This is a genomic window from Pseudomonas wadenswilerensis (assembly GCF_900497695.1).
GTDB lineage: Bacteria > Pseudomonadota > Gammaproteobacteria > Pseudomonadales > Pseudomonadaceae > Aquipseudomonas > Aquipseudomonas wadenswilerensis.
In genome coordinates, this window is sequence record NZ_UIDD01000011.1 from 163746 (window position 1) to 185471 (window position 21726).

At 61.5% G+C, this 21726-nt stretch carries 26 protein-coding genes, 1 tRNA gene and 1 pseudogene; 5 read left to right on the forward strand and 23 right to left on the reverse strand.

The window, feature by feature from the left end; translation table 11 throughout:
* Window positions 1-2 precede the first annotated feature (2 nt).
* The 14 genes from CCOS864_RS23535 to trmJ form a co-directional block, all read right to left on the reverse strand.
* On the reverse strand, window positions 3-1037 hold the full coding sequence (locus CCOS864_RS23535) for a RodZ domain-containing protein (protein ID WP_115088637.1): 1035 nt from the start codon (window positions 1035-1037) through the stop codon (window positions 3-5).
* Window positions 1037-1795 carry a type IV pilus biogenesis/stability protein PilW gene (pilW, locus tag CCOS864_RS23540; protein WP_115088638.1) on the reverse strand — a complete coding sequence of 253 codons (759 nt, stop codon included), beginning with the start codon at window positions 1793-1795 and terminating at the stop codon, window positions 1037-1039. Before pilW ends, CCOS864_RS23535 begins: the two co-directional genes overlap by 1 nt.
* 13 nt (window positions 1796-1808) lie before the next feature.
* A complete protein-coding gene (gene rlmN, locus CCOS864_RS23545) occupies window positions 1809-2954 on the reverse strand; it encodes a dual-specificity RNA methyltransferase RlmN (RefSeq protein ID WP_038997019.1) in 1146 nt (381 codons plus the stop codon).
* Window positions 2955-2982: 28 nt separating this feature from the next.
* Window positions 2983-3408, reverse strand: a complete 426-nt coding sequence (gene ndk, locus CCOS864_RS23550) for a nucleoside-diphosphate kinase (RefSeq protein ID WP_007964426.1) — start codon at window positions 3406-3408, stop codon at window positions 2983-2985.
* 91 nt (window positions 3409-3499) lie between these two features.
* Window positions 3500-3700, reverse strand: coding sequence for a Fe-S cluster assembly protein IscX (iscX, locus tag CCOS864_RS23555; protein ID WP_028942766.1), 201 nt, complete (start codon window positions 3698-3700; stop codon window positions 3500-3502).
* Window positions 3701-3714: 14 nt separating this feature from the next.
* Window positions 3715-4056 carry an ISC system 2Fe-2S type ferredoxin gene (gene fdx / locus CCOS864_RS23560; RefSeq protein ID WP_115088639.1) on the reverse strand — a complete coding sequence of 114 codons (342 nt, stop codon included), beginning with the start codon at window positions 4054-4056 and terminating at the stop codon, window positions 3715-3717.
* 3 nt (window positions 4057-4059) lie between these two features.
* On the reverse strand, window positions 4060-5922 hold the full coding sequence (hscA, locus tag CCOS864_RS23565; protein ID WP_115088640.1) for a Fe-S protein assembly chaperone HscA: 1863 nt from the start codon (window positions 5920-5922) through the stop codon (window positions 4060-4062).
* A 42-nt stretch (window positions 5923-5964) separates the two neighbouring features.
* A complete protein-coding gene (gene hscB / locus CCOS864_RS23570) occupies window positions 5965-6486 on the reverse strand; it encodes a co-chaperone HscB (RefSeq protein WP_115088641.1) in 522 nt (173 codons plus the stop codon).
* Between the two features lie 8 nt (window positions 6487-6494).
* Window positions 6495-6818 (reverse strand): iron-sulfur cluster assembly protein IscA, encoded by a 324-nt coding sequence (iscA, locus tag CCOS864_RS23575; RefSeq protein WP_010223463.1) that lies wholly within the window; start codon window positions 6816-6818, stop codon window positions 6495-6497.
* A 28-nt stretch (window positions 6819-6846) separates the two neighbouring features.
* Window positions 6847-7233: a Fe-S cluster assembly scaffold IscU gene (iscU, locus tag CCOS864_RS23580; RefSeq protein WP_002552476.1), complete on the reverse strand. Its 387-nt coding sequence runs from the start codon at window positions 7231-7233 to the stop codon at window positions 6847-6849.
* Between the two features lie 46 nt (window positions 7234-7279).
* Window positions 7280-8494 (reverse strand): IscS subfamily cysteine desulfurase, encoded by a 1215-nt coding sequence (locus CCOS864_RS23585; RefSeq protein WP_115088642.1) that lies wholly within the window; start codon window positions 8492-8494, stop codon window positions 7280-7282.
* Between the two features lie 42 nt (window positions 8495-8536).
* The gene (gene iscR, locus CCOS864_RS23590; protein WP_115088643.1) at window positions 8537-9028 is read right to left on the reverse strand and encodes a Fe-S cluster assembly transcriptional regulator IscR; all 492 of its coding nucleotides are present in this window, start codon (window positions 9026-9028) and stop codon (window positions 8537-8539) included.
* A 153-nt stretch (window positions 9029-9181) separates the two neighbouring features.
* Window positions 9182-9964, reverse strand: coding sequence for a serine O-acetyltransferase (gene cysE, locus CCOS864_RS23595; RefSeq protein ID WP_115088644.1), 783 nt, complete (start codon window positions 9962-9964; stop codon window positions 9182-9184).
* Entirely contained in the window at window positions 9965-10738 is a 774-nt protein-coding gene (trmJ, locus tag CCOS864_RS23600) for a tRNA (cytosine(32)/uridine(32)-2'-O)-methyltransferase TrmJ (RefSeq protein ID WP_115088645.1), read from the reverse strand. It lies immediately after the preceding gene.
* 145 nt (window positions 10739-10883) lie between these two features.
* Here trmJ and suhB point away from each other — a divergent pair, with 145 nt between their 5' ends.
* Window positions 10884-11702: a type III secretion system regulator SuhB gene (suhB, locus tag CCOS864_RS23605; protein ID WP_010223469.1), complete on the forward strand. Its 819-nt coding sequence runs from the start codon at window positions 10884-10886 to the stop codon at window positions 11700-11702.
* Between the two features lie 186 nt (window positions 11703-11888).
* Here the strand turns inward: suhB and CCOS864_RS23610 are convergent, their stop codons facing one another.
* From CCOS864_RS23610 to queA, 6 genes are all read right to left on the reverse strand, one after another.
* Window positions 11889-12437: a glycine zipper 2TM domain-containing protein gene (locus CCOS864_RS23610; RefSeq protein WP_115088646.1), complete on the reverse strand. Its 549-nt coding sequence runs from the start codon at window positions 12435-12437 to the stop codon at window positions 11889-11891.
* 119 nt (window positions 12438-12556) lie between these two features.
* On the reverse strand, window positions 12557-13468 hold the full coding sequence (secF, locus tag CCOS864_RS23615; RefSeq protein WP_115088647.1) for a protein translocase subunit SecF: 912 nt from the start codon (window positions 13466-13468) through the stop codon (window positions 12557-12559).
* A gap of 9 nt (window positions 13469-13477) precedes the next feature.
* The gene (gene secD, locus CCOS864_RS23620) at window positions 13478-15343 is read right to left on the reverse strand and encodes a protein translocase subunit SecD (RefSeq protein WP_115088648.1); all 1866 of its coding nucleotides are present in this window, start codon (window positions 15341-15343) and stop codon (window positions 13478-13480) included.
* A 63-nt stretch (window positions 15344-15406) separates the two neighbouring features.
* Entirely contained in the window at window positions 15407-15742 is a 336-nt protein-coding gene (yajC, locus tag CCOS864_RS23625) for a preprotein translocase subunit YajC (protein ID WP_010223473.1), read from the reverse strand.
* A gap of 47 nt (window positions 15743-15789) precedes the next feature.
* A complete protein-coding gene (gene tgt, locus CCOS864_RS23630) occupies window positions 15790-16905 on the reverse strand; it encodes a tRNA guanosine(34) transglycosylase Tgt (RefSeq protein ID WP_162195925.1) in 1116 nt (371 codons plus the stop codon).
* Window positions 16906-16919: 14 nt separating this feature from the next.
* Complete coding sequence (gene queA / locus CCOS864_RS23635) at window positions 16920-17969, reverse strand: tRNA preQ1(34) S-adenosylmethionine ribosyltransferase-isomerase QueA (RefSeq protein ID WP_115088649.1); 1050 nt, start codon at window positions 17967-17969, stop codon at window positions 16920-16922.
* Between the two features lie 108 nt (window positions 17970-18077).
* On the opposite strand from queA, the gene CCOS864_RS23640 reads away from it, so the two are divergent.
* Window positions 18078-18162 (forward strand) — tRNA-Leu (locus CCOS864_RS23640).
* A gap of 156 nt (window positions 18163-18318) precedes the next feature.
* Here CCOS864_RS23640 and sodC read toward each other — a convergent pair.
* On the reverse strand, window positions 18319-18831 hold the full coding sequence (sodC, locus tag CCOS864_RS23645; RefSeq protein ID WP_036993898.1) for a superoxide dismutase family protein: 513 nt from the start codon (window positions 18829-18831) through the stop codon (window positions 18319-18321).
* A gap of 139 nt (window positions 18832-18970) precedes the next feature.
* Between sodC and CCOS864_RS23650 the strand changes: the two genes are divergently transcribed.
* Both CCOS864_RS23650 and CCOS864_RS23655 read left to right on the forward strand, forming a co-directional pair.
* Complete coding sequence (locus CCOS864_RS23650) at window positions 18971-19447, forward strand: GNAT family N-acetyltransferase (protein ID WP_115088650.1); 477 nt, start codon at window positions 18971-18973, stop codon at window positions 19445-19447.
* Window positions 19448-19523: 76 nt separating this feature from the next.
* Window positions 19524-20426 (forward strand): bestrophin family protein, encoded by a 903-nt coding sequence (locus CCOS864_RS23655; RefSeq protein ID WP_115088651.1) that lies wholly within the window; start codon window positions 19524-19526, stop codon window positions 20424-20426.
* A gap of 22 nt (window positions 20427-20448) precedes the next feature.
* Here the strand turns inward: CCOS864_RS23655 and CCOS864_RS23660 are convergent, their stop codons facing one another.
* Both CCOS864_RS23660 and CCOS864_RS23665 read right to left on the reverse strand, forming a co-directional pair.
* Window positions 20449-20748, reverse strand: coding sequence for an addiction module antidote protein (locus CCOS864_RS23660; protein WP_115088652.1), 300 nt, complete (start codon window positions 20746-20748; stop codon window positions 20449-20451).
* A 1-nt stretch (window position 20749) separates the two neighbouring features.
* Window positions 20750-21024 (reverse strand): annotated as a pseudogene (locus tag CCOS864_RS23665) (type II toxin-antitoxin system RelE/ParE family toxin).
* A gap of 425 nt (window positions 21025-21449) precedes the next feature.
* Between CCOS864_RS23665 and CCOS864_RS23670 the strand changes: the two are divergent.
* The gene (locus tag CCOS864_RS23670; RefSeq protein WP_115088653.1) at window positions 21450-21686 is read left to right on the forward strand and encodes a hypothetical protein; all 237 of its coding nucleotides are present in this window, start codon (window positions 21450-21452) and stop codon (window positions 21684-21686) included.
* The last annotated feature ends 40 nt before the right edge of the window (window positions 21687-21726 follow it).

The window sequence follows — 21726 nt, forward strand, 5'->3', positions numbered from 1 at the left end:
ACTTATTGTCCCAACTTCAGGCGAGCGGTCTCGCCACTGGTGAACGGCGCAACGTCGACAGGCTGGCCGTTGTAGCTGACCTGCACGCCGCGGGCAAAGCCCAGGCGTACCGAAAACGGCGGCTTGCCGGTCAGGTCCAGGCTGTCGCCCTTGCGCTTGATGGCGCTGAACAGCAGCTTGCCGTTGCCATCGGTGACCGAAGTCCAGCAATCGGCGTTGAATTGCATGTGCAGCTGGCCGCTACCGGCCGGGGCTGGAGCGGCAACAGCAGGAGCCGTTGGCACTGCGGCAACTGCACTGTTGACCACCGGCGCCGCCGGCGCTGGCGCAGGTACAACCGGGGCCGCCGGGGCCACTGGTGTTACCGCAGTGCTGACAGCAGGGGCGGCAGGGGCAACAGGTGCGACAACCGGGCTGAGCGGTGCTTGCTCAGCCGGTGCGGCGGCCACTTGCTCGGTTGGCGCCGGGGCCTGCTCGAGGTTCAGGGTAGTGCTTTCCGGTTGCTGACCAGCGGTCACTGCCTGGTCTTCAGGCTCGTCCAGCGGGTGAATCTGGGTGGTGCCGTCGGCGCTTTCGACTTCGACGTGTTCCAGGGCCATGTTGGCCAGGTCCTTGCCACGCAGGCTGGTCTGGTCCTGCCACCAGAAGAAGCCGCCACCGATCACGACCACCAGCAGCACCAGGCTGACGATACGCAGGATGTTGTGGGACAGGCGCACCGGCTCTTCGATGCGGCCAAGGGCGTGCACGTCGCTGCCCTGGGCGTGGGTGCCGGTGCACTGGTCGAAGGCTTGCACCAGGGCGGCCTGGTCCATGTCCAGCAGCTTGGCATAAGCACGGATGTAGCCACGGGCAAAGGTATGCCCCGGCAGCTTGTCGAAGGCGCCGGCTTCAAGATTGTTCAGGGAACTCACGGTGAGGTTGAGCTTGCGGGCCACTTCGACCTGGGACCAGTCCCTGCTCTCGCGGGCCTGACGCAGGATTTCACCGGGATTTTCGCGAGTCGCTGCTGCTGCTTCGGGATGCGCCGCTTTCATCATTGCTCCGACAGGTATTGCTGATATTCCGGCGTACCGGGATAAAGTCGTTGTAATTGCAGGCCCAGTTCGCTGGCCTTGTTCCGTTCTTCGAAGACGCTGGCCAGGCGACTGCCCAGCAGCAGGCTGCGGGCACTGTGGTCGCTCAGCTGGCTGAAACGATCGTAGTAGTCACGGGCCGGCACATAATGCCTGTCTTCGTAAGACAACTCAGCCATTTCCAGCAACGCGCGCGGCTGCTGCTGGTTGAGTCGCAAAGCTTTTACCAGGTATTCCTGCGCTTCGGCGCGCTGTCCCAGCCTGAGCGCGGTCAGGCCGAGGTTCTCGAACACCCGGGAGCGTTCAGGATACAGGGTATCGGCCGCCGCTTGGGCAAACATCTGCTGCGCCTGGGCGTATTGCCCACGAGCATAAAGGAAACTGCCGTAATTGTTGCGAATTCGGCTGTCGTCCGGGCGGCTGGTCAGGGCCTTGCGAAAGTGCGCCTCGGCCAGTTCCGGCTCGTCTTCGGCCTGAAACACCAAAGCCAGGGCCGCATTGGCTGCGGCATCCTGGCTATCGAGGTCGAGGGCTTTTTTCAGCGGCGCTTTGGCCTGCTCGGTCAAACCTTGTTGCAAATAACCCAGCCCCAACTGCACATAGGCCTGTCGTGCCTGCTCGCGACCTTCACGACTGCCCAGCGCGTCCGAACTCCCGCCGGACACGCAACCTGCAAGCAGGGCGAGCGCCAGGATCGACAGCGCGAAGCGCAGGGTCATGGAGGTCCTCTCTTCAGTTGCGCGCGGCGCTTTCTTGCACTTCACCGTCGGCGTTCAACTGACGCACGGCGATATAGCGCTCGCTGCGGCGGGTACGGTCCATCACCTGGCCAACCAGCTGACCGCAAGCGGCGTCGATGTCTTCACCACGGGTGGTACGCACCGTGACGTTGTAACCGGCGTGATGCAGGTGGTCCTGGAAGCGGCGGATGGCATTGTTGCTCGGACGCTCGTAACCGGAATGCGGGAACGGGTTGAACGGGATCAGGTTGATCTTGCACGGTACGTTCTTGAGCAGCTCGGCCATTTCCACGGCGTGTTCGAGCTTGTCGTTGACGTCCTTGAGCAGGGTGTACTCAATGGTCAGTACGCGCTTTTCGCCCAGTTGCGACATGTAGTTCATGCACGCTTCGAGCAGGACCTTGAGCGGGTACTTCTTGTTGATCGGCACCAGTTCGTTGCGCAGCGCATCGTTCGGCGCGTGCAGCGACAGGGCCAGGGAGACGTCGATGTGCTTGGCCAGCTCTTCAATCATCGGTACCACGCCGGAGGTGGACAGGGTCACCCGGCGCTTGGAAATGCCGTAGCCGAGGTCGTCCATCATCAGGTGCATGGCGGCGACCACGTTGTCGAAGTTCAGCAATGGCTCACCCATGCCCATCATCACCACGTTGGTGATGGCGCGATCGATGGTGGCCGGCACGCTGCCGAACGACTTGTTGGCAATCCACACCTGGCCGATCACTTCGGCGGCGGTGAGGTTGCTGTTGAATCCTTGCTTGCCGGTGGAGCAGAAACTGCAGTCCAGGGCGCAACCGGCCTGGGACGAGACACACAATGTGCCACGCTTGCCCTGGGGGATGTACACGGTCTCGACGCAGCTGCCGGACGCCACGCGCACCACCCATTTACGGGTGCCGTCGCTGGAGATGTCCTCGCTGACCACTTCCGGACCGCGAATCTCGGCAACAGCCTTGAGCTTTTCGCGCAAGGCCTTGCCGACATTCGTCATGGCGTCGAAATCATCGACGCCAAAGTGGTGAATCCATTTCATTACCTGACCGGCACGGAAACGCTTCTCCCCGATAGAGTCGAAGAATTTTTCCATTTCCGGCTGGGTTAGCCCCAACAGGTTAGTTTTGCCAGTCGATGTCGTCATGGATTCACCCTCACCCGTAAGCTTTCGCTTAGCGAGTGGTTACCTCGGTAGCTGCGAAGAAGTACGAGATTTCGCGAGCAGCAGCGGCTTCGGAGTCCGAACCGTGAACGGCGTTGGCGTCGATGGACTCGGCGAAGTCAGCGCGGATGGTGCCGGCAGCAGCTTCTTTAGGGTTGGTAGCGCCCATCAGCTCACGGTTCAGAGCGATGGCGTTTTCGCCTTCCAGAACCTGAACAACAACAGGGCCGGAGATCATGAAGGCAACCAGGTCACCGAAGAAACCGCGCTCTTTGTGCTCAGCGTAGAAGCCTTCGGCTTCGGCTTTGGACAGTTGCTTGAGCTTCGAGGCAACGACGCGCAGGCCGGCTTTTTCGAAACGGGTGGTGATCTCGCCGATCACGTTTTTAGCAACTGCGTCAGGCTTGATGATGGAGAAAGTACGTTGAACAGCCATGGTGAAACTCCAGAAACGTTGAGTGAAGCGAAAAATTAAACCCGCGAATTATACGCGGGTTCCAAGGGATTGCCTAACCTGCCGAGCGCGCTCAGTCGGCTTCTTCGATCCAGGCCGCCTGGATGGCTTCGAGAACCTTCTCGCCGCCACGCTGCGGATCGTCACTGAATTCCGGCAATGCCAGCACCCACTGGTGCAGATCGACGAAGTTCACATAACGAGGATCGACTTCCGGCTTGCTTTCGGCAAGCTGGATTGCAATTTCAAGTACATCAACCCATTTCAGACTCATGATGGCTCCCTGAATCAGTGCGGCGCTTCGGCGGCCAGGTTGATCGTGTACTTCGGAATCTCGATGGTCAGGTCTTCCTCACCAACGATCACCTGGCAGGCCAGGCGCGACTGACGCTCCAGGCCCCAGGCCTTGTCGAGCATGTCTTCTTCGAGTTCGTCGGCTTCCTCGAGCGAATCGAAGCCTTCACGCACGATGCAATGGCAGGTGGTGCAGGCACACACACCACCACAGGCGCTTTCCATCTCGATGTGGTGCTCGTGGGCCAGTTCCAGGATGTTGGTTCCTGGCGCCACCTCCACCACCAGCCCTTCCGGGCAGAACTTCTCGTGGGGCAGAAAAATCACCTGCGGCATCAGTTATTCCTCGATCTCATTCAGGTTGCGCCCGGCCAAAGCGGCTTTTACCGTCGAATCAAGGCGACGGGCGGCAAAGGCATCGGTCACCTGCGACAGACGCTTGGTCTGTTGCTCGATGGCCGCGCCATCGGTGCCGTTGATCAAATCACGCAAGTCTTGCATCTGTTGCTCGATCGCCAGGCGCTCTTCGGCGTCCAGCAGGCGCTCGCCATCGGCGTCCAGGGCGCCCTGCACCGCTTCGAGCAGGCGCTCGGCGTCGACCTGGTGTTCGCGCAACTGGCGCGCCACCTTGTCGAAACCGGCATGTTCGAAGGAATCCTTGAGCATGCGGGCGATTTCGCCGTCGGTCAGGCCGTAGGACGGCTTGACCTGGATGCTCGATTCGACGCCCGAACCCAGCTCGCGCGCCGAAACGCTGAGCAGGCCGTCGGCATCGACCTGGAAGGTCACGCGGATCTTCGCCGCACCGGCGACCATCGCCGGAATGCCACGCAGTTCGAAGCGCGCCAGGGAGCGGCAGTCACTGATCAGTTCACGCTCGCCTTGCAGCACGTGAATCATCATGGCCGACTGACCATCTTTGTAGGTGGTGAATTCCTGGGCGCGGGCAACCGGGATGGTGGTGTTGCGCGGAATCACCTTCTCCATCAGCCCACCCATGGTTTCCAGGCCCAGGGACAGCGGAATCACGTCAAGAAGCAGCAATTCGCCACCATCACGGCGGTTACCGGCCAGGGTATCGGCCTGGATAGCGGCGCCGATGGCGACCACCTGGTCCGGGTCGATTTCGGTCAGCGGGGTACGGCCAAACAGCGCGCCTACAGCCTCGCGCACACGCGGCACGCGGGTCGAACCACCGACCATTACCACTGCGGCGACCTCTTCGAGCTCGACGCCGCTGTCACGCACGGCACGGCGGCAGGCCTTGAGGCTGCGGGCGACCATCGGCTCGATCAGGGCATCAAAGGCGCCCCGGGTCAGCTCGGCCTGCCAGCTGCCATGGGCAACCGTCACCGAATCAGCGTCAGTCAGGGCCTCTTTGGCCGCGCAGGCGGTTTGCAGCAACTGGCGCTGGGCACCCGGATCGAGGTCCGAGGACAGGCCGGCCTGCTCGACGATCCAGTTGGCGATAGCGTGGTCGAAGTCGTCGCCGCCCAGGGCGCTGTCGCCACCGGTGGCCAGCACTTCAAAGACCCCGCCCGTCAGGCGCAGGATCGAGATATCGAAGGTACCGCCACCCAGGTCATAGATGGCCACCAGGCCTTCGGCATTCTGGTCCAGGCCATAGGCCACCGCGGCGGCGGTCGGCTCGTTGAGCAGGCGCAATACGTTGAGGCCGGCCAGACGCGCGGCGTCCTTGGTGGCCTGGCGCTGGGCGTCGTCGAAATAGGCCGGCACGGTGATCACCGCACCAACCAGCTCGCCGCCGAGGGTCTCTTCGGCGCGCTGGCGCAGCACCTTGAGGATATCGGCCGAGACTTCCACCGGGCTTTTCGGCCCCTGGACAGTGTCGATGAACGGCATATGCGACTCACCGCCGACAAAGCGGTACGGCAACTGCTCGCCCAGCTGCTTGACGTCTGCAAGGCCACGGCCCATCAGGCGCTTGACCGACAGCACCGTGTTGAGCGGGTCGCTGGAGGCGGCGTCGCGGGCGAGCTGGCCGACGTCGATGTGGTCGGCGTGATAGCGCACGGCGGACGGCAGGATAACCCGGCCTTGGGCATCCGGCAGGGGCTCGCTGCGGCCGCTGCGCAGGGCAGCAACCAGGGAATTGGTGGTACCTAGGTCAATACCCACCGCCAGGCGACGCTGGTGCGGCTGAGGGCTCTGACCGGGTTCGGCGATCTGCAGTAGGGCCATGCTTATCTGAATACCAGGGGCGCCGCCAGAAGCAGCGCCGGGTTAATCGTCGAGGCGCTCTTCCAGCTGGCGCACTTCGTAGGCGAGCTTGTCGAGAAACTGCATGCGGCGCATCAGGCGCTCGGCCTGTTCACGCTGCGCAGCATCATCCCAGCAGGCGGCGAAGTCCTCGTTGAGTGCTTCCTGGGCAGTTTTCAAGCGACGCTTGAACACGGCCACGCCATCGAGGTCGGCACTGTCCTGGAGGTCTTCGAGCTCTTCGCGCAGTTGCATCTGCTGGAAGAGGAACTCGGGATCATGGACGGTGACTTCCTGCGGTACTTCATGACCGCCGATCGCCAACAGGTAGCGGGCACGCCGGGGCGCGCTCTTGAGAGTCTGGTAAGCCTCGTTCAGCGCAGCCGAACGCTCCAGCGCAATGCGCTGTTCACGTTCGGAGGCATCGGCGAAGCGATCCGGATGGACCTCGCGGGCCAGCTCGCGATAGCGAACGGCCAGCTTGTCGAGGTCCAGACGGAAGCCAGGTTGCAGGTCAAACAGGGCGAAATGACAAGGAGTACCCACGCGCAGCCTCAGACGTTGAAGCTTTCGCCGCAGCCACACTCACCGCGCACGTTGGGGTTGTTGAACTTGAAGCCTTCGTTCAACCCTTCCTTGACGAAATCCAGCTCGGTACCGTCGAGGTACGTCAGGCTTTTCGGATCGATGATCACCTTCTCGCCATGGCTTTCGAAGACCAGGTCTTCGCTGTCCGGCTGATCGACGAACTCGAGCACATAGGCCAGGCCCGAGCAGCCAGTGGTGCGCACGCCAAGGCGAATACCTTCACCTTTGCCGCGTCCGTCGAGGGAGCGCCGCACATGTTTGGCGGCGGCTTCTGTCATGCTGATAGCCATCGAGACTCCTTACCTGCAACAGGCGACCTTAGAGCAAACCTTTCTTCTGCTTGTAATCGCGCACGGCCGCCTTGATGGCGTCCTCGGCGAGTACCGAGCAGTGGATTTTAACCGGCGGCAGCGCCAGTTCTTCGGCCAGCTGGGTGTTCTTGATGGTCTCGGCTTCGTCCAGGGTCTTGCCCTTCATCCACTCGGTAGCGAGGGAGCTGGAAGCGATGGCCGAACCGCAGCCGTAGGTCTTGAACTTGGCGTCTTCGATGACGCCCTGCTCGTTGACCTTGATCTGCAGGCGCATGACGTCGCCGCACGCCGGAGCGCCGACCATGCCGGTGCCGACATCCGGGTCCTCGGCATTCATCTTGCCGACGTTACGCGGGTTTTCGTAATGGTCGATGACCTTTTCACTGTATGCCATGGTGCAATTCCTTCCTCATCAGAGAGCCGCTCTTGCCGGCGACTACTTAGTGCGCAGCCCACTCGATCTTGGAGATGTCGACGCCGTCTTTGTACATATCCCACAGCGGCGACAATTCGCGCAGCTTGGTTACGGCCTCGCAAACCTTCTGCGCGGCGTAGTCGATTTCTTCTTCGGTGCTGAAACGACCGAAGGTGAAGCGGATCGAGCTGTGTGCCAGTTCGTCGTTGCGGCCCAGGGCACGCAGCACATAGGACGGCTCGAGCGAAGCCGAAGTACAGGCCGAGCCGGACGAAACGGCCAGGTCCTTGAGCGCCATGATCAGCGACTCGCCTTCGACGTAGTTGAAGCTCAGGTTCAGGTTGTGCGGAATGCGCGCGGTCATGCTGCCGTTGATGTACAGCTCTTCAAGGCCTTCGACCTGCTTGTAGAAGCGGTCGCTCAGGGCCTTGATGCGCACGTTCTCGCTGGCCATCAGCTCTTTGGCGATGGCGAAGGCTTCACCCATGCCGACGATCTGGTGGGTAGCCAGGGTGCCCGAACGCATGCCGCGCTCGTGACCGCCGCCGTGCATGGTGGCTTCCAGGCGCACGCGAGGCTTGCGGCTGACGTACAGCGCGCCGATGCCTTTAGGGCCGTAGGTTTTGTGCGCCGAGAACGACATCAGGTCGACTTTCAGCTTCTGCAGGTCGATTTCGACCTTGCCGGTGGACTGCGCGGCATCGACGTGGAACATGACGCCGCGGGCGCGGGTCAGCTCGCCGATGGCGGCGATGTCGTTGATGGTGCCGATTTCGTTGTTCACGTGCATGATCGACACCAGGATGGTGTCTTCACGCAGGGCTGCTTCGACCATGGCCGGAGTGATCAGGCCATCGGCGCCCGGCTCGATGTAGGTGACTTCGAAGCCTTCACGCTCCAGCTGACGAGTGCTGTCCAGAACAGCCTTGTGCTCGATCTTAGAGGTGATCAGGTGCTTGCCCTTGGTGCTGTAGAAGTGCGCGACGCCCTTGATTGCCAGGTTGTCGGACTCGGTGGCACCGCTGGTCCAGACAATTTCCCGCGGGTCGGCATTGACCAGGTCGGCGACCTGGCGACGGGCGTTCTCGACCGCTTCTTCGGCTTTCCAGCCAAAGACGTGGGAGCGCGACGCCGGGTTACCGAAGTTCCCGTCGACCAGCAGGCAGTCGCTCATCTTCTGGGCAACGCGTGGATCGACCGGGGTGGTCGCGGAGTAATCGAGGTAGATCGGCAACTTCATTGAATATCTCCTATCAGGCGGTCGCGCCGCGCGTCGAAACGGTCATTCGACGGCAGACGTCTCAATCTTGTCCAGCTGCGTTGCCCGGCCTGCAATACGACGCAGGTCCTGGCGCTGGGCGACTTCTTGTACCTCACGGCGAGTGACAAGGTCAGCCAGGCTGATGCCGCTGAGGAATTCGTGAATCTGCTGGCTGAGGTCGCACCACAGGTGGTGGGTCAGGCAGGTGTCGCCGGCGTGGCAATCACCCAGGCCCTGGCAACGCGTGGCATCGACCGATTCGTTAACCGCATCGATGACCTGGGCGACCTGAATGCTCTCCATGCTTCGCGACAGCTGATAGCCGCCGCCAGGGCCGCGCACACTGGAAACCAGGCCGCTGCGGCGCAGCTTTGCAAACAGCTGCTCCAGATAAGAGAGGGAGATGCCTTGGCGCTCGGAAATGTCGGCCAGAGACACCGGCCCATTCTGCGCGTGCAACGCCAGGTCGAGCATGGCGGTCACGGCGTATCGGCCTTTTGTAGTCAGTCGCATGGCTAGTAGGTACCACGGGGTTACGGGATGGGAGCGAGTATGCTATTCCCGAGCATTTAAGTCAACTATAAGACCTAGTGCTTTAGTCGGGTTTACCGCAAGAGGGCGGCAGAATGATAGCAAACTAAGGGGCGCTTGCGCACGCCCCTTCTGTCAATGCGTCGACGCGTCGCTACGGGCCTCATCCTTGATCTCGGCGAAGTCTTCTTCACGCAAAGCCGGCAGCTCCTTGGCGCAGTAGTCGCTGCCCAGGTTCTTCAGCGCGCCGCACATGTCCTCCAGGCGTCCGTCGACAGCCTGCAGGTGGTCGAGCAACTGACCAATGGCGCGAGCCACCGGGTCGGGCATGTCCTCGCTGACACCATAGGCATCGAAGCCGATCTTCTCGGCCATGGCCTTGCGCCTGGCCTCGACCTCGGCATCGGTCTTGACGATGATCCGCCCCGGGATACCCACGGCGGTCGCACCGGCCGGCACCGCCTTGGTCACCACCGCGTTGGAGCCGATCTTGGCCCCGGCGCCGACGGTGAACGGCCCCAGCACCTTGGCCCCGGCACCGACGACAACGCCATCTTCCAGGGTCGGGTGACGCTTGCCCTTGTTCCAGGTGGTGCCACCCAGGGTCACGCCCTGGTACAGGGTGACGTCGTCGCCAATCTCGGCGGTTTCGCCGATGACGATACCCATGCCGTGGTCAATGAAAAAGCGTCGGCCAACCTTGGCGCCGGGGTGAATCTCGATCCCGGTCAGCCAGCGGCCGAAGTTCGACACCAGCCGGGCCAGCCACTTCCAGTCCCGCCGCCACAGGGCGTGCGCCGCGCGGTGCAGCCAGATTGCGTGCATGCCCGGGTAGCAGGTCAGCACTTCAAAGGCATTGCGCGCCGCCGGATCACGGTGGAAAACGCTCTGGATATCTTCACGCAGACGCTCGAACATCTATTGATCCTTCCGCTTATGCGGTTCGCCACGGGCCGCTTTCTGGGTTTCCGTGAGAATGCCGCGCAAAATACTCATTTCCGAACGATCGACCGAGCTGCGCCCATACAACCGACGCAGGCGCGGCATCAGGTGCTTGGGCTTCTGCGGGTCGAGAAAGCCGATAGCGACCAGGGTCTTTTCCAGGTGCTCGTAGAACAGCTCCATTTCATCCATGGTCGCCAGCTCGCTGCTGCGCTCCGACGCCACGTCGATTTTTTCCGATTTCAACGACTGCCCTTCCAGCGCCAGCCAGGCCATGCGCACTTCATAGGACAGCACTTGCACCGCGGCACCGAGGTTCAGCGAGCTGAAGTCCGGGTTCGAGGGAATGTGCACATGAAAGTGGCAACGCTGCAGCTCTTCGTTGGTCAGGCCCGCGTGCTCACGACCAAACACCAGGGCGATCTCCTCGCCCTGGGTGGCATGCTCGATGACTTTGCTGGCGCACTCGCGCGGATCGACCAGCGGCCAGGGGATGCGCCGCTCGCGGGCACTGGTGCCAAACACCAGGTTGCAACCGACCAGCGCATCTTCGAGGCTGGCGACCACTTGCGCACCGGCCAGCACGTCATCGGCACCCGACGCACGAGCATCGGCCTCGGGGGACGGGAAACTCTGCGGGTCGACCAGCACCAGCCGCGACAAGCCCATGTTTTTCATGGCACGCGCAGCGCCGCCGATATTGCCGGGGTGGCTGGTATTGACCAGAACAACACGAATATTTTGCAGCAAGGCGAGCGCTCACAGACGTTGCGAAGGGGGAGCAAATCTTACAGAAGCGACCGACTTTACGCTACGAAAGCAAATGTCACCCTTCTTCGCGCAAAGTTTTCTGCTAGAATGTTCGGCTTTCTTTAACGACCCAGGTGAAACGTCCATGCAGCCCATGCTGAATATCGCGCTGCGCGCCGCCCGCAGCGCCAGTGAATTGATTTTCCGCTCCATCGAGCGCCTGGATAGCATCAAGGTTGATGAAAAAGACGCCAAGGATTACGTCTCCGAAGTCGATCGCGCCGCAGAGCAGAAAATCATCGATGCCCTGCGCAAGGCCTACCCGAACCACTCCATCTACGGCGAAGAAACCGGCCTGCATGCCGGTAGCGGCGAAGAAGGCAAGGACTACCTGTGGATCATCGACCCACTGGATGGCACCACCAACTTCCTGCGTGGCGTTCCGCACTTTGCTGTCAGCATTGCCTGCAAATACCGTGGCCGCCTTGAGCACGCCGTGGTACTGGACCCTGTCCGCCAGGAAGAATTCACCGCCAGCCGTGGCCGTGGCGCCCAGCTGAACGGTCGTCGCCTGCGCGTCAGCCCTCGCACCAGCCTGGAAGGCGCCCTGCTGGGTACCGGCTTCCCGTTCCGCGACAACCAGATGGCTGACCTGGACAACTACCTGGGCATGTTCCGCGCCCTGGTCGGCCAGACCGCCGGCATCCGCCGCGCCGGTGCTGCCAGCCTGGACCTGGCCTACGTTGCCGCCGGTCGTTTCGATGCCTTCTGGGAATCGGGCCTGTCGGAGTGGGACATGGCTGCAGGCGCGCTGCTGATCCAGGAAGCTGGCGGCCTGGTGAGCGACTTCACCGGTGGCCACGACTTCCTCGAGAAGGGTCACATCGTTGCCGGCAACACCAAGTGCTTCAAGGCCGTCCTGACTGCTATCCAGCCGCACCTGCCTGCTTCGATCAAACGCTAAGTTCGATCGAACACAAAAAAAGCACCCTTCGGGGTGCTTTTTTTTGGCCTTATGAACCACCTTCTCTCTGTGGGAGCTGGCTTGCCAGCGATGAGGCCGGTATAGCCAACACTGTAGCCGGTGCCTGGATTACGACCGCTTCGCGCTCGATCGCCGGCAAGGCCAGCTCCCACAAAGACCGCGCCGTTACTGGCCTGGCTGGGCCTGGCTCAGCACCAGCTTGCCTTCTTTATCCAGCGGAATTTGCGAGCCTGGGTCACGGTCCATGCGCACCTGACCGACCTTGTCGCCGATCGAATACTTCACGTCATAGCCAACAACCTTCTCGCTCAGGTCATTGACCGTGTTGCAGCGGGTTTGCGTAGTGGTGTAGGTATCACGCTCCTGCATGCCTTCCTGCACCTTGTTGCCGGCATAGCCGCCACCGACCGCACCAGCCACGGTAGCGATCTTTTTACCGGTGCCGCCGCCGATCTGGTTACCCAGCAGGCCACCTGCCAGGGCACCGACCACGGTACCGGCGATCTGGTGCTGATCCTTCACCGGCGCCTGACGCGTCACGGTGACGTCCTTGCACACTTCACGGGGTGTCTTGACCGTCTGCTTGACCGGTTGCACCGCCAACACCTCGGCGTATTCCGGCCCGCCCTTGACCAGGCTGTAGGTGGCAACAGCACCTCCGGCTGTTACACCGACAGCACCCAAAACCGCACCCACCAGCATCGACTTGTTCACGTGAACCTCCTGATCGTACCTGCGGAACATTGCCCGCCTTCTCCCTGCCTTGGAGCATAAAAAAAGGCGCGAGTTCAACACTCGCGCCTTTTTGTACGACCAACAATGTGGGAAAACCCTTATGGACGTTCGTCCACACCTTCGGCTTTCACCGTCGGGATCAGGTCTTCACTGTTCAGGTTGAGCCAGATCAGCACCACGTTGGCGATGTAGATCGACGAGTAGGTACCGGCCATGACACCGATGAACAGCGCCAGGGAGAAGCCCCACAGGTTGTCGCCACCGAAGAACAGCAGTGCGGCAATGGCCAGCAAGGTCGATACCGACGTCGCCACGGTCCGCAGCAGGGTCTGGGTGGTCGAGATATTGATGTTCTCGATCAGCGAGGCCTTGCGCAGTACCCGGAAGTTCTCACGCACCCGGTCGAACACAACGATGGTGTCGTTGAGCGAGTAACCGATGATCGCCAGCACCGCCGCCAGCACCGTCAAGTCGAAGGTGATCTGGAAGAACGAAAGGATACCCATGGTCACGACCACGTCGTGGATCAGCGACAGGATCGCACCCAGGGCGAACTTCCACTGAAAGCGGAAGGCCAGGTAGATCATGATGCCGCCCAGGGCCAGCAACATGCCCAGGCCGCCCTGGTCGCGCAGCTCTTCACCGACCTGCGGGCCAACGAATTCGACGCGCTTGACCACAGCCGGGTTGTCGGTGCTGACCTTTTGCAGCGCCTCGGACACACGATTACCCAGCAGCGGGTCATCGCCAGGCATGCGTACCAGCAGGTCGGTAGTCGCACCGAAGCTCTGCACCACGGCATCCTGGAAGCCGGCCTTGACCAGCTCCTCACGGACCTGGCCGAGGTTGGCCGGACGCTCGTAGGTCAGCTCGATGAGCGTACCGCCGGTGAAGTCCAGGCCGAAGTTGAGCCCTTTGTAGAACCAGCTGAACAGCGCCAGCACGGTCAGAAGCAGGGTGATGCCGAACGCAAGGTTGCGCACACCCATGAAGTTGATGGTACGTAACATGGCAGCCCCTTAAACCCACAGCTTCTTGATATCACGCCCGCCGCAGGTCAGGTTGACCATTGCGCGGGTAACCATGACGGCCGTGAACATCGAGGTGAAAATCCCGAGGGACATGGTAACCGCGAAGCCCTTGACCGGGCCGGTACCCATGGCGAAGAGGATGCCGCCGACCAGCAAGGTGGTCAGGTTGGCGTCGACAATCGCCGTGTAGGCACGGTTGAAGCCTTCGTGGATGGCGCGTTGCACCGACATGCCATTGGCCAGCTCTTCGCGGATCCGCGAGAAGATCAGCACGTTGGCGTCGACCGCCATACCCATGGTCAGGACGATACCGGCGATACCTGGCAGGGTCAGCGTCGCCCCCAGCAGGGACATCAGCGCCAGCAGCATGACCATGTTACCGGCCAGGGCGATGGTCGCGATCAGGCCGAAGAAGCGGTAGATGGCCATGATGAACAGCGAGACGAACAGCATGCCCCACAGGGAAGCGTCGATACCCTTGGTGATGTTGTCGGCACCCAGGCTCGGGCCGATGGTGCGCTCTTCAGCGAAGTACATCGGCGCCGCCAGGCCACCGGCACGCAGCAGCAGGGCCAGTTCCGACGATTCGCCCTGACCGTTCAGGCCAGTGATACGGAACTGGCTGCCCAGTGGCGACTGAATGGTCGCCAGGCTGATGATCTTCTTCTCTTCGGTGAAGGTCTGCACGGCAACGTCTTTCTCGACGCCGTCGACCATCTGCTTGACGTAGCGCGTGGTAGGACGCTGTTCGATGAAGATAACCGCCATGCTGCGACCGACGTTGCTACGGGTAGCGCGGCTCATCAGCTCGCCGCCATGACCATCCAGACGGATGTTCACTTGCGGACGGCCTTGCTCGTCGAAGCTGGCCTGAGCGTCGGTGACCTGGTCACCGGTGATGATCAGGCCACGCTCGACCGCCGCCGAACGACCGCCTTCGCGGAACTCGAAGGTTTCGGTGGTGGCTTTCGAGGCACCAGGCTCAGCGCCCAGGCGGAATTCGAGGTTGGCGGTCTTGCCGAGAATACGCTTGGCTTCGGCGGTGTCCTGCACGCCTGGCAGCTCGACCACGATGCGGTTGGCACCCTGGCGCTGAACCAGTGGCTCGGCTACACCCAGCTCGTTGACGCGGTTACGTACCGTGGTCAGGTTCTGCTTGATCGAGTATTCACGGATTTCCGCGACCTTGGCCGGGGTAATCGCCAGGCGCAGCACGGACAGGCCGTTACGCTCGGTGGTGGTCAGCTCGAAATCATTGAAATTCTTGCGGATCAGGCTACGGGCCTGTTCGCGGGATTCATCATCGGAGAAGCCCAGCTGGATGCCGCCATCTTGTTGCGGCAGGCTGCGGTAGCGCACGCGCTCTTTGCGCAGCAGGCTTTTGACTTCGCCTTCGTAGACTTTCAGGCGGGCCGACATGGCCTTGTCCATGTCCACTTCAAGCAGGAAGTGCACACCACCGGAAAGGTCCAGACCCAGCTTCATCGGGCTTGCGCCCAGGTTGCGCAGCCATTGCGGGGTAGTCGGGGCCAGGTTGAGCGCTACTACATAGTCGTCGCCCAGTGCCTTGCGCACTACGTCCTTGGCTGGCAGTTGGTCTTCCTGTTTGGTCAGGCGCACCAGGCCAACCTTGCCCTTCTCGCCCAGGCTTGCAGCCTTGACCTGGATACCGGACTCATTGAGCGCTTTGCTCACGCGGTCCAGATCGGCCTGAGTGACCTGCAGTGCAGTACTGGCACCGCTGACCTGAACGGCCGGATCATCAGGGTAGAGGTTGGGAGCGGAATAAATAAAACCGATCGCCAGTACCACCAGGATCAGTGCGTATTTCCACAGAGGGTATTTGTTCAGCATCACGCCGCCCGTTCAAGACGCGGGGCGCCTTGCGCGCCCCGTCGATTGGTAAAAAACTGAAACTTAGATCGCTTTGAGCGTGCCTTTAGGCAGGGTCGCGGCTACGGCGCCCTTCTGGAACTTCAGCTCGACGTTGTCGGACACTTCCAGAACCACGAAGTCGTCGGCAACTTTGACGATCTTGCCGGCGATACCGCCGTTGGTGACAACTTCGTCACCTTTTTGCAGGTTGCTCAGCAGGTTCTTCTGCTCTTTGGCACGTTTGGCCTGCGGGCGCCAGATCATCAGGTAGAAGATGACCAGGAAACCGACCAGGAAAATCCACTCGAAGCCAGTACCGGCTGGGCCGGCGGCTGGGGCAGCTGCGTCCGCGTATGCGGCAGGGATCAGAAAGCTCATTTAGCACTCCAGTTGCAAATCAGTACTTGTTAGGGATCGACAGAACATCAGTCCAAGGGCGGCACAGGCAGCCCGCGCTTGGCGTAAAAGGCATCGACAAAGGCGGCCAATGTACCTTGTTGAATAGCCTCGCGTAAACCAGCCATCAACCGCTGGTAATGGCGCAAGTTATGGATCGTATTCAACATACTGCCCAACATTTCGCCGCATTTATCCAGGTGATGCAGATAAGCACGGGAGAAGTTCTGGCAGGTATAGCAATCGCAGGTCGCGTCCAGGGGCGAATCATCGTGGCGATGGAACGCGTTACGGATTTTCAGCACGCCGGTATCGACAAACAGATGACCGTTGCGCGCGTTGCGCGTGGGCATCACGCAATCGAACATGTCGACGCCGCGGCGCACACCCTCAACGAGATCTTCCGGCTTGCCTACCCCCATAAGGTAACGAGGTTTGTCAGCCGGCATGCGCCCTGGCAGGTAATCCAGGACCTTGATCATTTCGTGCTTGGGCTCGCCCACCGACAGGCCGCCGATGGCCAGGCCGTCGAAGCCGATCTTTTCCAGGCCTTCGAGCGAGCGCATGCGCAGGTTTTCGTGCATGCCACCCTGGACAATGCCGAACAGCGCCGCGGTGCTGTCGCCGTGGGCGTTTTTCGAGCGCTGGGCCCAGCGCAGGGACAGCTCCATGGATACGCGGGCGACGTCTTCATCGGCCGGGTACGGGGTGCATTCGTCGAAGATCATCACCACATCCGAGCCCAGGTCGCGCTGGACCTGCATCGACTCTTCCGGGCCCATGAACACCTTGGAGCCGTCGACCGGCGAGGCAAACGTCACGCCCTCTTCGCGGATCTTGCGCATGGCGCCCAGGCTGAACACCTGGAAACCACCGGAGTCGGTAAGGATCGGGCCCTGCCACTTCATGAAGTCGTGCAGGTCGCCATGGGCCTTGATCACCTCGGTGCCCGGGCGCAGCCACAGGTGGAAGGTGTTGCCGAGGATCATGTGCGCGCCGATCGCCTCGATGTCGCGCGGCAGCATGCCCTTGACCGTGCCATAGGTGCCCACCGGCATGAACGCCGGGGTCTCGACCACGCCACGGGGGAAGGTCAGGCGGCCGCGACGGGCCTTGCCGTCGGTGGCGAGCAATTCGAAGGACATACGACAGGTGCGACTCATGCTTGATCCTCGGGGCCGCGTGGCGCCGGATTGCGGGTGATGAACATGGCATCACCGTAACTGAAGAAGCGGTACCCGTTCTCGACCGCCGCCGCGTAGGCAGCCATGGTCTCGGGGTAACCGGCGAAGGCTGAAACCAGCATCAGCAGCGTGGATTCAGGCAAATGGAAGTTGGTCACCAGGGCATCGACCACATGGAATGGCCGGCCTGGGAAGATGAAGATATCGGTGTCGCCACTGAACGCCTTGAGCTCGCCATCACGGGCGGCGCTTTCCAGCGAGCGCACGCTGGTGGTGCCCACGGCTACCACCCGCCCGCCACGGGCGCGGCACGCGGCCACGGCGTCGACCACATCCTGGCCGACCTCCAGCCACTCTTTATGCATGTGGTGGTCTTCGATGCGCTCGACCCGCACTGGCTGGAAGGTACCAGCCCCCACGTGCAGGGTGACGAAGGCGGTTTCCACGCCTTTGGCGGCGATCTTGGCCAGCAGCTCTTCATCGAAGTGCAGGCCGGCGGTTGGCGCGGCCACGGCGCCAGCGCGCTCGGCGTACACCGTCTGGTAGCGCTCGCGGTCGGCGCCCTCATCCGGACGGTCGATGTACGGCGGCAGCGGCATATGGCCGACGCGATCGAGCAGTGGCAGCACCTCTTCGGCAAAACGCAGCTCGAACAGCGCATCGTGACGGGCGACCATCTCGGCCTCGCCACCGCCATCGATGACGATCGGCGTGCCCGGCTTGGGCGCCTTGCTCGAACGTACGTGGGCCAGTACCCGGTGGCTGTCGAGTACGCGCTCGACGAGGATCTCCAGCTTGCCGCCGCTGGCCTTCTGGCCGAACAGACGCGCCGGAATCACCCGGGTATTGTTGAACACCATCAGATCGCCCGGGCGCAAATGCTCGAGCAGGTCGGTGAACTGGCGATGCGCCAGTGCCCCGCTCGGCCCGTCCAGGGTCAGCAGCCGGCTGCTATGGCGCTGCGCCAGCGGATGGCGAGCGATCAGGGAATCAGGAAGCTCAAAGGAGAAATCGGCGACGCGCATGATGGTGTTCGGTTCGACAGGGCCGGAAAGTTTAGCCGAAATGGTGAAAATTGACCATGAAACCTGATTGACCAACGGTAGGCGCCTCTCTATACTTCGCCGCCACAAGCCCTGATGGCGGAATTGGTAGACGCGGCGGATTCAAAATCCGTTTTCGAAAGGAGTGGGAGTTCGAGTCTCCCTCGGGGCACCAAACGCAACAAGAAACCGACCCTAGGGTCGGTTTTTTTGTGCCCGGCAGATCAGGCGCTGCACCTGTCGGTGGATTTCATCGCCGTGAGGCAGACACGCCCAACGCGCCGTTATTGCAACACGTGCAGGCCTAGCGCATTGCGCAGTGGATAGCCCCTTATTGCACCACCCCACACGCAATCCGCGCCCCACCACCACCCAACACTTGCGGATGATCGCTGTGGTTATCACCGCCGCCATGCACCATCAGCGCATGGCCCTTGAACTCTTCGGCCTTCAGGCGTGGCGCCAGGACCGGATAACGGGCAGTGCCGTCGGCGCTGACATACAGGGCCGGCAAGTCGCCTTTATGCCCGGCATCGTCGTATGGGCCCAGGTGTTTTTTACTCTGTTGCGGATCCCAGTGCCCGCCCGCGGCACCTGCCGGTGTGGTCTTGCCATCGGCGGTTGCCGGTGCACAGGAAGGCTGTTCGTGCAGGTGAAAACCGTGTACGCCCGGCGGCAAGTCGCGCAGGTCAGGCGTGAGCAGGGTGCCGTATTGGTTCTGCTCGAGGGTGATGGTACCGACCGGTTTGGCGCTGCCGTCGGCGCCCACCAGGGCCAGTTCCACAGTCTGGGCCTGGGCGGCGCCCGCTGTTGCCAGGGCGGCAGTGAACAAGAGTGCTTTCATGGTGTTGCTCCTTGTGGGTCGATGCAGCCGAAGAGCACCTTATCAAGGAGACCCTTGGTCCGGCGTGGGGATTGCATTACCGGCTTTGTCAAAATGTGTAGGATCACTGTCCCCCCTCATTTGCAGATCGAGTCGCGCCATGCAATTGACCCACCGCCCCGTCCAGCCTCAGGACATCGCTGCCATCTGCTGCTTCCCCCAGGGCCCGGACGAGCTGTTCTACATGTTCCCCAAGGCCAAGTACCCGCTGACACCCGCGCAACTGAGCGAGGCCATCGCCCAGCGCAGCGGCTCGACCGTGGTCGTGGGCGACGGTACGGTGCTGGCCTTTGCCAACTTCTACAAGGCCGAGCACGGCGGCGTTTGCGCCCTTGGCAATGTGGTGGTGGCCCCCGCCGCGCGCGGCCATGGCGTAGCGCGGTATCTGGTGCAGAGCATGATCGAACTGGCGCGCCGTCAGTTCGAGGCCCGTGAAGTACAGGTCTCATGTTTCAACAGCAACACCGCCGGGCTGCTGCTTTATCCACAGCTGGGCTTTACACCCTTCGCCATCGAAGAACGCCAGGGTCCCGGCAATACACGGGTGGCGTTGGTGCAGATGAAGCAGACGCTGTAGCCCATCGATGAGCTGCAACGAACCTTGAGCGCGCGGCGGCGTCCGATCCTGTGCATCCGCCGTTCGAGGTTCACCTGTGAAAGACACCATTGCCCGCAAATACCGCCTGATCGTCAAAACCCTCGGCTACGTCGGCTGGTCGCTGTTCTGGCTGCTGATCTGGGACGTGCTGGTAACCATCGACTTCATGCTGTTCTTCAACAGCAAGTTCACCCTGCCCTTGATGCCGCTGACCCTGCTCGGTTCGGCGCTGGTGGTGCTGGTCAGCTTTCGCAACAGCAGCGCCTACAACCGCTGGTGGGAAGCGCGCACCTTGTGGGGCGGGCTGGTCAACAGTTCACGCAGCTTTGCCCGCCAGGTGCTGACGCTGATCGATGATTTGGATGACGGCGTCAACCCGATCAAGACGACGTTGCTGCGCCGCCATATCGCCTATGTGAACTGCCTGGCCGCACACCTTCGCGGCGAACCGTGCCCGGATGAACTGATGGCCTTCATCCCGCCCGAAGAATTCGCCCGGCGCAGCCGCTCGAACAACTTCGCCAACGACATCCTCACCGGCTCTGCAGCGCTGCTAACCCGCGAATACAAGGCCGGGCGCCTGGACAGCATTCGCCTGGCGCGGCTGGAATCGACCCTGGTCGACCTGTCCAACAGCCAGGGCGGCATGGAGCGCATCGCCAACACGCCCCTGCCCTACCCTTACGTGTATTTCCCGCGGCTGTTTATTTCGCTGTTCTGTTTGATCGTGCCGATCGGGCTGGTCGAATCGCTGGGCTGGTTTACCCCGCTGGCGTCGACCGTGGTGGGGTTTATGCTGCTGGCCATCGAGCGCATCGGCACGGATTTGCAGAGCCCGTTCCGGATCAGTGAGCATCAGATTCAGATGGATGCGATTTGTGAAACCATCGAAAGGAATTTGGAGTCGATGCAACGGGATGCGCAGTGTGGGGAGCTGGTTGGCGAATCTACCCATTGACGTGCAATCGAGTGCGGGCGACTCAGAGTCTCGACGAAGCATGAGGGTGGGCCAGAAGATCAATCCCTAGCGCCCGGATGACCTTCAGCACAGTGTCAAAACGAGGCTTCGCACCAGGGGTCAACGCCTTGTACAGGCTCTCGCGCCCCAATCCACTGGCAGTTGCGATCTGGCTCATGCCTCGAGCCTTGGCGATATAGCCGAGGGCGCGAATCAGTTCGTCATGATCACCATCCGCCAGCACTTGAGAGAGGTACTCGCTGATTGCCTCATCGCTATCGAGCAACGCGGCCATATCAAACGTAGTAAGTGACAAACTCATATCAAATTTCCTTGGCCAGCTTCCTGGCCAGTTGGATATCAACAGATTGCGATGACTTGTCACCACCTGCCAACAAAACAATGACTACACCGTCCCGAGCCGTGAAATACACCCGATAACCCGCCCCCACATCGATGCGCATCTCGGACACCTGACCACCGACGGACTTCACATCTCCCAGATTTCCCGCCGTGCAATTGCCACCCTTGCACGCATGTCGCGTACGGAAATCAACCAAGAGGTGAATCTGGGCGTCTGCAAAACACTGTATTTCAAGGCTCACACCAATGTATCCCATTGGATACAAGCAAGCAACCAGCAACCCACACCTATCATCGCCTGGCCAGAAATTTGGCCGGGTTATGCAGATGCCTGAAGATGGCAACAATGACACCGAGAGAAAGGTTGCTGGATACCGCTGTTTCGCTGTTTCGTGTAGTCCATTTCCCAAGCATAATCCCCAGGCACTTCAGTTGTTGCGCCTGCGTCGCTAGCTGCCTAGTCTTGGCCAGTCGTTGCCAAATCAACGACCGGTTTTGACAGACCGCTGTTGATACAGTCGCACTGCTCTATGGCAGCTGTGCGTGGGGCACATTCGTGTGCGCCGGTTCCTGTATCACCGGTCTGTCAACCCACGTACTGCTGCCACCCTCCTGTTTGACAGCGGGTTTGTGGCGGCTCGACCGATACAGGAGTTGACCATGCTGAAAATAGTCCCCGATCCCCCGCATCTCCCCACCGATTCCCCTCATTGCCTCGAAGACATCCTCGTACAGGCCGGCGAGCATCTGACCTGTGCCCTGGCTGTCAGCCAGCAAGCAGTGTTGTTACATCCCGATTTGCATGGACAGGCGCTGGTGCGTACTGCCCTGCACGAGATGGAAACAGCGCGCTGGCGGGTTGAGCAGGCGCTGGCCTGCGTTCAGATAGCCCACTGATAGCGAGCGCTTCGCGCTCGATCGCTGGCAAGGCCAGCTC

What these genes read in the sequence shown, in the direction of transcription:
- pilW (WP_115088638.1), bottom strand. Translation starts at nt 1,795, where the DNA reads ATGACCCTGCGCTTCGCGCTGTCGATCCTGGCGCTCGCCCTGCTTGCA.
- secD (WP_115088648.1), bottom strand. Translation starts at nt 15,343, where the DNA reads ATGCTGAACAAATACCCTCTGTGGAAATACGCACTGATCCTGGTGGTA.
- iscR (WP_115088643.1), bottom strand. Translation starts at nt 9,028, where the DNA reads ATGCGACTGACTACAAAAGGCCGATACGCCGTGACCGCCATGCTCGAC.
- tgt (WP_162195925.1), bottom strand. Translation starts at nt 16,905, where the DNA reads ATGTCCTTCGAATTGCTCGCCACCGACGGCAAGGCCCGTCGCGGCCGC.
- CCOS864_RS23650 (WP_115088650.1), top strand. Translation starts at nt 18,971, where the DNA reads ATGCAATTGACCCACCGCCCCGTCCAGCCTCAGGACATCGCTGCCATC.
- CCOS864_RS23670 (WP_115088653.1), top strand. Translation starts at nt 21,450, where the DNA reads ATGCTGAAAATAGTCCCCGATCCCCCGCATCTCCCCACCGATTCCCCT.
- suhB (WP_010223469.1), top strand. Translation starts at nt 10,884, where the DNA reads ATGCAGCCCATGCTGAATATCGCGCTGCGCGCCGCCCGCAGCGCCAGT.
- iscX (WP_028942766.1), bottom strand. Translation starts at nt 3,700, where the DNA reads ATGAGTCTGAAATGGGTTGATGTACTTGAAATTGCAATCCAGCTTGCC.
- ndk (WP_007964426.1), bottom strand. Translation starts at nt 3,408, where the DNA reads ATGGCTGTTCAACGTACTTTCTCCATCATCAAGCCTGACGCAGTTGCT.
- fdx (WP_115088639.1), bottom strand. Translation starts at nt 4,056, where the DNA reads ATGCCGCAGGTGATTTTTCTGCCCCACGAGAAGTTCTGCCCGGAAGGG.
- CCOS864_RS23535 (WP_115088637.1), bottom strand. Translation starts at nt 1,037, where the DNA reads ATGAAAGCGGCGCATCCCGAAGCAGCAGCAGCGACTCGCGAAAATCCC.
- rlmN (WP_038997019.1), bottom strand. Translation starts at nt 2,954, where the DNA reads ATGACGACATCGACTGGCAAAACTAACCTGTTGGGGCTAACCCAGCCG.
- cysE (WP_115088644.1), bottom strand. Translation starts at nt 9,964, where the DNA reads ATGTTCGAGCGTCTGCGTGAAGATATCCAGAGCGTTTTCCACCGTGAT.
- CCOS864_RS23660 (WP_115088652.1), bottom strand. Translation starts at nt 20,748, where the DNA reads ATGAGTTTGTCACTTACTACGTTTGATATGGCCGCGTTGCTCGATAGC.
- iscU (WP_002552476.1), bottom strand. Translation starts at nt 7,233, where the DNA reads ATGGCATACAGTGAAAAGGTCATCGACCATTACGAAAACCCGCGTAAC.
- secF (WP_115088647.1), bottom strand. Translation starts at nt 13,468, where the DNA reads ATGTTACGTACCATCAACTTCATGGGTGTGCGCAACCTTGCGTTCGGC.
- yajC (WP_010223473.1), bottom strand. Translation starts at nt 15,742, where the DNA reads ATGAGCTTTCTGATCCCTGCCGCATACGCGGACGCAGCTGCCCCAGCC.
- hscA (WP_115088640.1), bottom strand. Translation starts at nt 5,922, where the DNA reads ATGGCCCTACTGCAGATCGCCGAACCCGGTCAGAGCCCTCAGCCGCAC.
- sodC (WP_036993898.1), bottom strand. Translation starts at nt 18,831, where the DNA reads ATGAAAGCACTCTTGTTCACTGCCGCCCTGGCAACAGCGGGCGCCGCC.
- CCOS864_RS23585 (WP_115088642.1), bottom strand. Translation starts at nt 8,494, where the DNA reads ATGAAGTTGCCGATCTACCTCGATTACTCCGCGACCACCCCGGTCGAT.
- iscA (WP_010223463.1), bottom strand. Translation starts at nt 6,818, where the DNA reads ATGGCTATCAGCATGACAGAAGCCGCCGCCAAACATGTGCGGCGCTCC.
- queA (WP_115088649.1), bottom strand. Translation starts at nt 17,969, where the DNA reads ATGCGCGTCGCCGATTTCTCCTTTGAGCTTCCTGATTCCCTGATCGCT.